The following is a 12,087-nucleotide window of genomic DNA, read 5'->3' on the forward strand; positions in this document are numbered from 1 at the left end:
TCCTGAATGGCGGCGCGTTCCGGGGTGCAAACGAGACAGGATTCAGTCCATCCTGCGCGCGGTGCCCAGCAGTCCGGTCTCGACGTCCGTAGCGCTTGTCATCACCCAGTGGCGTTCGCGGCCCGCCACCCAGAGGGTGACACCGTCCGCCAGGGTGGGCAGGGCCTCGCTCTCGGCCCGCGCGAGCCCCAGGATCCGGCCGATCTGCTCCGCCTCGGCCGGTGACACCCGCTGGATGCCCACGAGCGTCGCTGCCCGCATCAACCGCGGTGCCACCGGGCTCAGATAGGGCAGGAGCGTCAGCACCGACTGCCACGGCGAGGACACCACACGGCCGCGCGGCGGACGCATGCCGCAGTCGCGCACGACCACGACCGGGCTGCCCACGGTCGCTCCGGTCGGCGGAACCCGCCCCACGTCATGGAGCGAGATGCACTCGAGACCGGCGCCCGCGGCCTGCGCCAGCGTGGTCCACGCCTGGGTACGGCCCGTCTCGACCGCCACCCGCGCACCCGTACCCGCGGCGCGCAGCGCCAGCACCTGCGCGGTCCACAGGCCGCCGATCAGCAGGACATCGTACGGTGCCGGCCGGTGGAACCCGATCATCTGCGGGTGGCCTTCGGCGTCGTCACCGATGATCACGCCGTCGTCGCCCACCGGCAGTGACAGCGCACCCAGGTGGTCCGCGGCCAGTGTGTGGCCGGCGTGGCGGGGGCCCAGCAGACCCCGCCTCGGAGCGATGTGCTTCGTCACTGCGCGCCTCCCAGCGGGAGCGTGGCGAGTACGCCCGGCAGCTGTTCACGGTCCAGCCGTACGAGCCCGACCTCCGCATGCCGTGCGGCCTGCTCCAACGTCCTTCGTACACCGACCAGTTCGGTGTCGCTACCGCCGGTGATCCGTACGTGTCCACGCACGGACACGTGCCCCTGGTGCGCGCCTCGGCGCACCGTCAGGCTGAAGGTCGTCGCGTACGCGGGCACCGAGGTCAGCAGCGCGACGAGCCGCGGGAGCGGAGTCGCCCCCCGGCCCAGTTCGGGCCAGCGGTCCACCGCGTACGTGGTGTGCCAGCGGTCGTCGCAGCGCCAGACCCGCGTCGTCTCCGCCGTGCGCCGCTGTGGCGCGGCGTCCGGACGCCCGGCACGCGCCGACAGGATGGGGCTGGCGCACGCGGACGTGGCCACGGCGGAGTTCAGCTCCTCCTGGTCCAGCACCGTCGCCCGGAACCCGGCGCCGGTGATCCTGCTCGCCACATGGTCCGCGACCCGCACCAGACAGCGCTGGGCGCCTCCGACTCCACCACCGCGGGCCTCCACGGCCTCCCGGCACAGCTCCGGATCCAGCTTCACCGCCACCCAGGTCATCCGCAGAGCCGGCGCCCCGGCCCGGTCCTGGAGGGGGGCGTACGACAGGCGGGCAACCGAACGCTCCGGCAGGTGCGGGGCGGGAGCGGGCCGTACCTGCTGCACGAGCTGCGCGGACTCCAGCACGATGTCGTCCACCGCGAGCGCGTCGCCCAGGAGTGACAGGGGAAGAGCCCTGGCCCCCATCGCCTGACGGAGCGACTCACCGCTCGCCTCGACCCGTACGACCGCGGTCAGGAACGTGCCGTCCCCGACCATGCCCACCGTGCGGCGGGCGCCGTCCACATGGATGAAGGGAGCGAATCCCGGCACGTTCTCCGCCACCGGTGCCAGTTGCGGCTCCGTCTCGGCAGGGGGTGCCTCGGCAGTCCGCCTGCGACGGCGGAGGGACGACACCGTCGACAGCCAGTCCTGCACGGCCCGGCCCCGGCGGCGCACCACCGCGAGAAGGATCAGCAGACAGGCGATCACGCCGGCGGGGATCAGCCAGGCACCGCCCAGCGCGGCGCCGACCACGCCGACCGCCAGAGCCGCCTCGACGAGCACCAACTGCCGGAGTGCGGGCCCTACGCGACCGCTCCTGGAGATCGAATGGAGCGTGGTCGCCGCGGGGGCGTCCGCGGGACTGTGGGGAGCTGCGCCGCCCGGCCCGTTGCTGCGTTGCCGCCGGGAAGATCCGGGTGTTCGTTGGGCGGACCGCCTCGTGCGCTCCCCCGTAGCTGCACCCATCGCCGCGTTGCCCCCTCGTGTCCGTATTCACCGTTTTTTGTACGGGCGTTGATCGGGCGATCACCCTACCTGAGCGATGAGAGCCAAGTGCCAACAGGCATAGTAGGGGTCCCGGTCGGGGGCAGCGGTCCGCGAGGGGTGTGGGAACCTGGTCGCCCACTGGGGAGAAGGGGCAGCGCGCACATGGCATCACGGCGGGACGAACTCAATGCCTACACCTTCGCGAAGCGGAGGTTGGTCGCACAGTTCCTGCAGCCCCACCCGTCCGGTACGGAAGAGGGCGCCCCGCGTCCCCTTCGCGCGGTGGTGCCGGGAGCGATCGTCGGTGTGGTCGTCCTGGCGGTGTTCGGAGCCTGGGGCATGTTCAAGCCCGTCGCACCCCAGAAGTGGGACACCCCGTACGAGAACGTCATCATCGCCAGCAAGTCCACCACCCGTTACGTGGTGTTGACGACCGACGGCAAGACGCAGCTCCACCCGGTACTGAACATGTCCAGCGCCAAGCTGCTCCTGGCCCCGGACAAGGGCACGGTCGTCAACGTCGACGAATCGGTCCTCGACAGCGGCAAGATCCCGCACGGGGCGACGCTCGGCATCCCCTACGCCCCGGACCGCCTGCCCGATAAGACCGAAGCGGGCTCCGCGAAGCGCTGGGCCGTCTGCGAGCGGCCCGGCGAGGGCGGCAGGGCCATCCAGAAGGCGGCGTTCGTCCTCGCGGAGCGCGAGCAGAAGAAGACCGAGGGCACGGGGAAGCTGCGCGGCGGCGAGCTGATGTACGTCGAGGGCCCGGGACCGGACAGGACCCGCTACATCGTGGACGCCACCGGCAAGGCGTACGCGGTGGAGAAGGACGAACTGCTGCTGCGCACCCTGGTCGACCAGAACCCCACCCCTCAGCGGGTGACCGCCGACTGGCTCGCCACGCTGCACACCGGCGACCCCGTCAGCTTCCCGGTCATCGACGGGGTCCCCGGTACCGACGCGGGTGTTCCGGGGGATCTGCAGCCCGCGGACAACAAGGTGGGCATGGTCCTCGCGGCTACGGCCGGCACCAGGACACAGCAGTACGTGGTCCTGCAGGGCAGGGTGGCCCCGGTCTCCGACTTCGTCGCCAAGCTCCTGCTCAACAGCCGCCCCCTGGTAAAGCTGAATCAGGACGGCAAGGCGAAGAACGTCAGCGCCGCGGCGTTCGAGCCCGGTGAGGCGTTCGGGCAGGAGAGGGACTGGCCCACGAGCAGGCCGGCGACCGTCAACTCCGCGAGCACGGCGAGCGGAAGCCGCAACACCGTGTGCAACGTCCTGCGCGGCGTCTCGGACAAGACCGGCGCCAGCACGCTCAGCACCTGGGCGGGCACAGGCTTCCCCGCGACGCTGCCCACCGGCTCCAGCAGCGCCTACGTCACTCCCGGATCCGGCCAGCTCTTCCGGCAGTTCAAGGGTGCCAGCCCCCAGTCGGGCCCGCTCTTCCTGGTGACCGACACCGGTCTGCGCTACGCGATGCAGTCCAACGGCGACAGCGTGCAGGACGACTCGGGCATCGGTGAGTCCGGCTCGAAGAAGGAGCGGGAACAAGCTCAGCAGGAGGCGCAGCAGGCGCAGATCCAGCTCGGGTACAAGGACGTCGACCCCGCGCCCGTCCCCGCCGCCTGGTCCACCTTCCTGCCGACGGGCCCTCGCCTGTCGACCGGCGCCGCGCGCCAGCCGCAGGGTTCGTGAGGAGCGACGACGTGACCACGACCCCCTCCCGGCGTCTGCTGACAACCGCGGCCGCCACCGCCGTACTCCTCGTCACGGTGCCGGTGGTGCCGGCAGCCGCGGACGACGCCACCCAGTGCACCTTCCCCTCGAAGAACTACACGGGGCGGCCCTGGGCACTGCAACGCGTGCTGATGGACGAGCTGTGGGAGCAGTCCACCGGCAAGGGCGTACGCGTGGCGGTCATCGACACCGGCGTGGACGTCAAGCACCCTCAGCTCACGAAGGCCGTGGACGCCGGTAGCGGGCGCAATCTCCTGGACAAGAACCTCAAGGACGAGAACGGCACCAAGATCGAGCGCGGCAAGGAGAACGGCACCACCGACGTGGTCGGCCACGGCACCAAGGTCGCGGGCATCATCGCCGCGCGCGAGATGAAGGGCACCGGCTTCACGGGCCTGGCACCCGACGCGACGATCATCCCGATCCAGCAGAACGACGCCGAGGGTCACGGGACCGCGGAAACACTGGCGCAGGCCATCGACTACGCCGCCGGGCAGGCGAACGCCGACGTCATCAACATCTCCCAGGACACGGCCAACGCCGTGAAGCCCGCGCCCGAGCTGCAGCAGGCGGTGAACGCCGCCCTGGCCAAGGACATCGTGATCGTCGCCTCGGCGGGCAACGACGGGCTCGGTGGCAACATCAAGAAGACCTACCCGGCCTCGTTCGCCGGTGTCCTGGCCGTCGCCTCTTCCGACCGCAACAACGAACGGGCGGCCTTCTCACAGTCCGGCGACTTCGTCGGTGTGGCGGCACCGGGCGTGGACATGATCTCGACGGTTCCCGGCGGGGGACACTGCTCCGACAACGGCACCAGCTTCTCGGCCCCGTACGTCGCGGGAGTCGCGGCGCTCATCAAGGCCAAGCACAAGGACTGGACGCAGAAGCAGATCGTCGCGCAGATCGAGCAGACGGCGGAACGCTCGATCGCGGGCCATGACCACCTGGTCGGCTGGGGCGTGGTCGACCCGGTACGCGCACTGACCGAGGACGACAAGCCCATCGAGGAGCCGGTGGCACACGAAGGAGTGAGCAGGGGCAAGGCACCGGTCCCTGCCGCGATCCATCTGGGCGAGACCGCCGACGAACGCAACGCCCGGCTCGCGACGTACGTGGTGGTGGGCGGAGCAGTGCTGGTCGCCGCCATCGCGGGTGCGTCCGTGGCCGTGCGCGACGGGCGGCGGAGGCAGGGACGACCGGGCGGCGCGTGATGCGCGGGACCTGTACCGGCGACCGCGACCGGCGTCGATGTGGGGGAAGTTACGTCATGGACAAGACAGTTGGTCCTGTCAGTGCCATTGGCTACAGTGATGCTATGGGGTCAGTCATGTTCACGCGGGTGCGATAGCAACGCGAAACGGGCTGAGCAAACGGGGACACGGGGAGAGGCAGCAACGTGGGTGAAGGAAAAGGGGATCTCCGAAAGGGCGTAGGGGCCCTCGAAAAGTTCCAGAAGAGCGTGAACGCGTTGCTGGCAGACCTCGAGAGTTCGGCGGCCGGGAAGTCGAAGGTCGCGGCACAGTCCGTGTCGCGCACCGCCTTCAGCGGCCAGAACACATGCTTCGCGGAAGCGGATGGGCTGTTCACGCAGTACAACCGTGTCCACGAGTCACTCGTCACGCTCTCCAGGTCTCTGGGCGACCAGATCGAGTACCTCAACCTGGGCGTGCACGCCGCTGCGGTCGGCTTCGACAACGTGGACGACGACACGCGGCGGCGCTTCCACGAGATCCAGACTCGTCTGTACAAGGAGCAGGAGCGGGCGCAGGAGGAGAGGTCGGGCAAGCCCGAACAGCCGCGCTCCGACAGCAAGACCGGCTCTGCCTACGACGACTTGGGTGACAGCTGATGAGTGACGAGAAGCAGCCGGAACTGACTCCTGCCGAACAGCAGAAGCAGGACGAGGCCGCGGTCAAGATCCAGATGAGTCAGACGGACATCAGCCGTGCCGTGCGGGAAGGCCTGGGCGGACTCTTCTCCGGAGGCGCCGGGTCTTCGGGACGGACCTCCTTCGAGAACCACCAGATCAACTCGATGATCGACCTGATCGAGAACTCCCAGCCGGAGCAGCTCGAAGAGGCGGGTGAGGCGCTGTGGAAGGCCCGGGACGCAATCAAGAAAGCGGCGGGGGAACTGCGCGACTTCATCAAGGGTGTCGACTGGGAAGGTGAGTCCGGAACCGCCTTCCGCGACTGGGGCAGTGGCCTGGTCACCCATGCCGAGAAGCTGGGCGACTTCGCGGATGTGGCAGGGACACAGATCACGGTCGCGGGCACGGGCCTCGCTTCGGTGCGCAAATCACTTCCGCCTCGTGATACCCGCCAAGTCCGCAAGTCACCGGACGAGATCGAGCTCCCGAAGCGGACCGAGGGCAACGCGGAGTACGCGGCGGCGTTGAAGGTCGAGAAGGACCGCCAGGAGGCCATCAACCAGGCAAGCCGGCTGGCGTCGTACTACGCGGTCTCGGAGGAGAGGCTGGCGGCCCAGGAGCCGCCGCGGTTCGAGAAGAAGCTCGATGTTGCGATGCCGCGGCCGCAGGGCTACGACGCGCCCTCTGGGACGGAGGGCGCGGCGGAAGGAGCCGGGGCGGCAGGCAGGGGTGGCTCCGGAAATGTGGCTGGGCCTGCGGTAGCCGCCGGCCAGGAACATGTGGCGAACAGCCGTGGTTACGAAACCCCCGCGGCGGTGGCGGCTGTTCCCGAGAGGGGCACGTCGACGGAGATCAACAGCGTCGCGGCGCCTCCATCCCCGGTGACCGCCCCGAATACACCTTCTCCGGCACCGACTACGGCCCCCGCACCCAGTGGAGGCCCTACTACTCCTCCCATGGCGACCGGGTTCGTGAACCCCGTGAAAAGCAGTTCGCGGGGACCTCAATCAGCCGCAGGCGCGTCCAAAACTGTTGGCCAGCCTGGGAACAGCGGCGCGCGAACAGGGAGCGGCCCGGTGGCAAACGGCCGCGCCGGATCTCCCGTGGGGCGTCCCGCACCCATGGGTGGAGGGTCTACCCCAGGAAACGCCGCACGTCCGGGTGGCGGGCCGCAGTCTCCCACTGCCGGTCGGGCGGGGATCACCGGTGGCAGGCCCATGGCATCAGGCCCTGCCGGTACGTCTGGAACCACCGGCCCGCGTGCCGGCCGAGCGAACGGCATCGTAGGCGGGACCCCGCAGCGCCCCGTTCCAGGCGCGGGTACGTCTGCGGGAGCTCGCGGTGTCCCGCGCGGCACGGTCATCGGAGCAGGCGGAGCTGCACGGACCAGCGGCCCTGCCGGCACGGTCGGTCAGCGTGGCGTCGTCGGCTCTGGCAGCACGGCCGGCGCGTCCCGCCCTGGTGGGCGAGGCACTCCCAGCACCAAGGGCGTCGTCGGCACACCCCGCGGTGGTGTGGGTTCCGGTGCAGGCGCGAAGGGTTTCACCGTCGGCGGGGCCGGCCTCGTGCGTGGACCAGCTGGCCGCAAGGACTCCAGGGATGAAGACCAGGACGACGGCACCCCACGCCCGGACTACCTGACGGAGGACAGAGAGACGTGGGAGGCCGGCCGGCGTGACACCGCTCCGCCGGTGATCGAGTAGGTATAGGGAAGGTTCGGAAGTCAGGATGACAGCAGGAATGAGCCAGACCCGTAAGCGCCGTGTACCTCTCGGATTGCGAGGGCGTCTGCTCGGCATGCTGGCCGCGGCCGCTGCCTGGAGTGTGGGATTCGTAGGGGCTGCTCCGGCTGCGATCGCTGAGGACGTGCAGTCGAAGCAGTGGTATCTCGAGCCCATGCATGCCGAAGAGATGTGGAAGACGACCACAGGAGAAGGCATCAAAGTTGCTGTCATCGACTCGGGGGTCAACCCTCTGACGCCGTCTCTGAAGGGGCAGGTCCTCAAAGGGCTCGATGCCTCGGGGACCGACGGTGACGAGTACGACGACAATGGCGGACACGGCACCACCATGGCTGAGCTGATCGCAGGAACGGGAAAAGGGGGAGGCCTGCAGGGTCTTGCTCCAGGGGCGAAGATTATTCCCTTCCGAATTACCGACACAGCTCTACAGAACCAAAAGTCCGTGAACGCGTACGACACGCGAGATGCGATCAGATCTGCAGCAGAAAGTGAGGCGCAGATCATCAGTATGTCGTTTAGTAGTGAATTCCCAACCTCCGAAGAGCGCGAAGCTGTGGAGTACGCGCAAGGTAAGGGAAAGCTGCTATTCGCGTCAGTCGGGAATAACGCGAAGAAGGGGAACAAGGAAGGGTTTCCCGCTTCGTACCCGCAGGTCGTAGGTGTCGCTGCGACTGATAGCAGCGGCAAGGTCTCCACCTACTCCCAACATGGTGACACTGTAGATATTGCGGCGCCAGGAGATGGAATTCCAACATGGTGCGACTCGAAGTTTGAGAAGTACTGCGACTCCAACGGCGGCACCAGCCAGGCCACGGCCATCACCTCGGCTTCCGCTGCCCTGATCTGGTCCGCCCACCCCGACTGGACAGCGAACCAAGTCCTCAACGTCCTCTTCGACACGGCCGGGCGAGGCGACTGGGAAAAGGGCACGCTCAGCAACTACCTCGGTCACGGCATCATTCGCCCCGCCGTCAACATCCTCAAGGGCAAGGGAACTCCCGGCGCTCCGGACATCAGCCCTCTCACCAAGGAGAAGACGTCCGGCTCCACGGCCTCGCCGGCCGCTTCCGCATCAGCTTCGTCACAGCCTGAGAAGAAGGACAAGGCGCAGGACGCTTCCATGGCAGGCTCCAGCACTGAGAAGAACGACGGCAGTCAACTGGGCCTGATCCTCGGCGGAGTGGCAGTAGTGCTCGTACTCGGCGGCGGTGCTTTCGCTCTCATTCGTAAGCGCCGTACCGCCTGACTGACCGCAGTTCCTCATATGCACCCCCGGCGGTGACGCCGGACCGTACAAGAGCACCAGAAAGGATGCCAGCACCATGGCAGATCAGAAGCTTTCAGATGATGCGCTCATCAAGATCGAGGGCGAGCTCTCCACGCGATTCGAATCCGTGAGGGGCCAGATCAAGACGCTGCAGGGGACGATCGACAGCCTGGAAGGCGCTTGGAGGGGCATTGGCGCCACGGCCTTCAACAGCAAGCAGGATGAAATCAACCGGAGGATGGGCAACATCGCCGTCCGGATGGCCAACTTCCAGGAAGCCATCAAGGCGGCCCGCGTCATCTCGGGCAACACCGAAGACGAGATCAAGGCGGCCCTTCAGGGCGTCGACGTCGTCGACGGTTACTCGGCCGGTGCGGAGGCCAAGACCGCGGCCATCACCCCTCCGCCCTCGGCGTTCAACTCCCTCTGAGCCTTGCGGTAGCCGTACCACGTACGGACCATCACATCGAACTAGATTGAACTGGAGGACCGTATGCCGACCAACGACGGCACGATGGTTGTCACTTATTCGAGCCTGGAGCAGGCCGCTGGTGACATCGACCGGCAGAGCAGGCAGCTTCAGGAGGACCTCGCGGCGATCAAGCGAGTGGTTGCCAGTGCGTCCGAACTCTGGGTGGGCGAGGCCAAGACGGCGTACGACGCGGCGCAGGCCGGTTGGGACCGTGACGCCACGGCGATTCAGACGGCCCTGACTGAGATCTCCCGCAAGGTGCGCGACGCCGGCGCGGCCTACCAGGGCGGCGACAAGCGGGCGAGGGCCAACTTCGAGTAGATCTCGACAGTGAACAGACAGGTCAGGGTGGGCACGCACGGGAGGTGCCCACCCTGACCTGTTTCGTGAGTGCGTACAGCCGGGAAGACCACTCATTGCTCGCTGCCGACCAGGAATCCCTCGACGATCGGCCCCGGGCCGAGGGGCGTCCCGCGTGTACAGGCCCGCGGGTACGGCTGAACCGCAACGCCTCTGAGAGCACGGCCTCGGGCGAGTACGGCGGTGAGCCGACTCAGGACTCAGGTCACTTCTCCTCCAGCAGGTCCCACCACCAGGCGACGCTGGCGATCGGCAGAGGCTCGTCCGCTTCCCGTTCCTGGAACGGGGAGGCCGCACTGCCGGCTGGAAGGTCGGCGGGGTTCTCCGGATTGACGTAGCGATGGGTGGTGAGGGACCAGTCGTAGTCGGCACGGATCCAGGAGTCGCAGTCCGTGATCCACCGGTGGAGTTCGGGGCCGGCGTCGCGCAGTATCTGGTCGCGGAGACGGAGATAGAGGGCCATGGCGCGGGTGTGCATCACGGCGGTCTCGCTCACCGCTTCGTCGAGGGAGCACCCCCGTTCGTAGGCGATCAGATCGACGATGTTTCCGTAGCCCTCTTGGCTGCGTTGACGCTCCTTGTGGTACGAGACCAGGTCGTTGGACCAGCCGATGATCGCGGCGAAGACCTCGACGAACGCGCGCACGTCGTGGCGCTCGTACTCGGCCGCGGAGAGGTCGTATCCGTGGATGATCTCGCTGAGCGTCGAGAAGATCTTGACTCCGGAGGAGTCGAGCCGGACGGCCAGATGGTCGGAGAGGCTGGGAATCCGCCCGTGAGCGCCGTTCGCGGCCATCCAGATCTGGCCCTGGAGGTAGGCACGGAAGCTGGCGGCCCAGCGGGCGGTCTGCACCGGCGTGGTGAGGTCGTCGAGCCGCAGACGTAACTCGAGCAGCGCGGTGCTGTAGTTGTCGTCGGTGGTGGCGGCCCAGGGTACTTCGACCACGCGTTGAAGCTTCGTGATGATGAGCAGGGTGGCATCCGGGGACGCCGCGACCGGCCCCTCGTCGCAGTACTCGTCGTCGAACGCGAAGAGCCACATCAGGAAGTCGGAGGTCCACTGCAAGCCGGCCAGACGCCCGGACGGGGCGCCGCGGCTGGTGATCTCGCCGACGGAGATGCGCGTCAGCCGGTCGCGTTGCGCCCGGTCCGAGTAGAGGCCGAACCGATCGAGCCAGGCGGCCGAACGTTCGTCGATCTCGCGCCAACTCGGGTGAATCCCCGACGGAAGGGGGACCCACAGCTGAGGGATCTTCGGCGCTGGAGCTGGGGAGGTCATGTACCGCCCTTTCACATGTACGTACCGATGCCTCTGAGACCCGGAAGTTAGCAAGGGTCGCGGGCGGCGGGTACAGCCGTTTCCAGCCTGCTTGGCCTACGGAGCACTGTCCCTTCCCCGCAGGATAGAGTCATTTGTGCATGCCCCCGGGGCATGTGAAAGGGAGAGGAACGATTGATCACGCCTCGATTGCGGTTGATCGCCCGCGGCGCGGCGCTGGCCCAAAAGTGACTCTTGCCAGTTCGAGAGTCACAGAATCTGCGCGGAGACCCGGGTATTGCCGACGCTGGCCCCGAAGCGGGTAGGGCGTGGTCGATGCGGGATTTGGTGGCCCAGGCACTTTCTCCCCGAGCAGGCACCGTCAGATCCAACAGGTTGTTCCCACACGAGGTTCCGGCCATCGAGTTCGGATAGGACCGAGTGCATGACCGCGAGATCGCCGACGCCTCGCGAGACCGTTGCTCCGGCGCGGTGATGACTCGGCGGCCAAAGGCTGTCGCTACGAGGTGAACATTCGATTCGTCACCGACTTCATCGGCAAACCGCTGTCCCACTCGTCCCTGCTGCCCGGGCCGTGCGCAAGGCCCGGGCAGCGGCTCGCGCCCACCGGCGGACTGGAGGATGGGTGACAGGGCGTCCCCGGCCTGACCGTCTATTTACAGAGGGGCCCGGGGGGCTCCAAGCGCACCCAGCAGCAAGTATCCCCAAAGGTACCTTCAGTCGTTGTGTTGCATCGGTTCAACTGTCGCGTGTGCACTGATCTGACGAGCTCAGGGCCGTTGTGAACGCGGTAATGATCTTCTTCACCGCGGTTGCGTCCGCTCTCCCGGGTTCGGGTACCTGAATCACGGTGAAAAGTTCGTTCTCCGGTCGCATCGGTTCTGCGCACTTGACTTTGGCGACGGCACCCCGCCCGGAATAGATATAATTTCCGTCGTCCGAGAACTGTTCAAGCTCTACGTAAGCCTGGCCCTGTGCTATTTGCCTCAGATTCGGTTTGTCGCTCCACCATTCCTGCCCTGCTACTAGTACGATCTTACTGTCCACTGATACCTGGCAGCGCTTGACTCCGTCGGCAGGCGAGACAGATTTTTGCGATACCTTTTCTCCTGCAGGGAGTACCGGGGTCAGTGAAGCCGCTGTAATTGATACACCGCACAGGGATGTAGGCACGTTGTAGTTGCGCTCCGCCCCATCCGAGCAGCTCACCAGGCCGAACCCCAAAGCAGCAGCGAGTGTCAAAAGTTTT

10 protein-coding genes are annotated in these 12,087 nt (G+C 67.3%); 7 read left to right on the forward strand and 3 right to left on the reverse strand.

The genetic code is table 11. The annotated features are described in order from the left end of the window. Window positions 1-42: 42 nt before the first annotated feature. Window positions 43-753: a hypothetical protein gene (locus BFF76_RS04205; RefSeq protein WP_031100393.1), complete on the reverse strand. Its 711-nt coding sequence runs from the start codon at window positions 751-753 to the stop codon at window positions 43-45. Next, entirely contained in the window at window positions 750-2,090 is a 1,341-nt protein-coding gene (gene eccE / locus BFF76_RS04210) for a type VII secretion protein EccE (RefSeq protein WP_053929048.1), read from the reverse strand. Before eccE ends, BFF76_RS04205 begins: the two co-directional genes overlap by 4 nt. A gap of 183 nt (window positions 2,091-2,273) precedes the next feature. Between eccE and eccB the strand changes: the two genes are divergently transcribed. The 7 genes from eccB (at window position 2,274) to BFF76_RS04245 (ending at window position 9,520) form a co-directional block, all read left to right on the forward strand. After that, the gene (gene eccB, locus BFF76_RS04215) at window positions 2,274-3,806 is read left to right on the forward strand and encodes a type VII secretion protein EccB (protein WP_031100397.1); all 1,533 of its coding nucleotides are present in this window, start codon (window positions 2,274-2,276) and stop codon (window positions 3,804-3,806) included. A gap of 11 nt (window positions 3,807-3,817) precedes the next feature. Continuing rightward, on the forward strand, window positions 3,818-5,059 hold the full coding sequence (gene mycP, locus BFF76_RS04220) for a type VII secretion-associated serine protease mycosin (protein WP_065847222.1): 1,242 nt from the start codon (window positions 3,818-3,820) through the stop codon (window positions 5,057-5,059). Between the two features lie 185 nt (window positions 5,060-5,244). Next, on the forward strand, window positions 5,245-5,697 hold the full coding sequence (locus BFF76_RS04225; protein ID WP_031100402.1) for a hypothetical protein: 453 nt from the start codon (window positions 5,245-5,247) through the stop codon (window positions 5,695-5,697). After that, window positions 5,697-7,421, forward strand: coding sequence for a TrbL/VirB6 family protein (locus BFF76_RS04230; RefSeq protein ID WP_065847224.1), 1,725 nt, complete (start codon window positions 5,697-5,699; stop codon window positions 7,419-7,421). The genes BFF76_RS04225 and BFF76_RS04230 overlap by 1 nt, the downstream gene beginning before the upstream one ends. 25 nt (window positions 7,422-7,446) lie before the next feature. Beyond that, window positions 7,447-8,706: a S8 family serine peptidase gene (locus tag BFF76_RS30915; RefSeq protein ID WP_078958791.1), complete on the forward strand. Its 1,260-nt coding sequence runs from the start codon at window positions 7,447-7,449 to the stop codon at window positions 8,704-8,706. Between the two features lie 76 nt (window positions 8,707-8,782). Continuing rightward, window positions 8,783-9,157, forward strand: coding sequence for a WXG100 family type VII secretion target (locus BFF76_RS04240; protein WP_031100407.1), 375 nt, complete (start codon window positions 8,783-8,785; stop codon window positions 9,155-9,157). 63 nt (window positions 9,158-9,220) lie between these two features. Further along, on the forward strand, window positions 9,221-9,520 hold the full coding sequence (locus tag BFF76_RS04245; protein WP_031100409.1) for a WXG100 family type VII secretion target: 300 nt from the start codon (window positions 9,221-9,223) through the stop codon (window positions 9,518-9,520). 244 nt (window positions 9,521-9,764) lie between these two features. On the opposite strand, the gene BFF76_RS04250 is transcribed toward BFF76_RS04245, so the two are convergent. Continuing rightward, window positions 9,765-10,838, reverse strand: a complete 1,074-nt coding sequence (locus BFF76_RS04250; RefSeq protein ID WP_053929051.1) for a (+)-(1(10)E,4E,6S,7R)-germacradien-6-ol synthase — start codon at window positions 10,836-10,838, stop codon at window positions 9,765-9,767. Between the last annotated feature and the right edge of the window lie 1,249 nt (window positions 10,839-12,087).

The sequence above is a fragment of the Streptomyces mutomycini genome, from assembly GCF_001700505.1.
Classification (GTDB): Bacteria; Actinomycetota; Actinomycetes; order Streptomycetales; family Streptomycetaceae; genus Streptomyces; species Streptomyces mutomycini.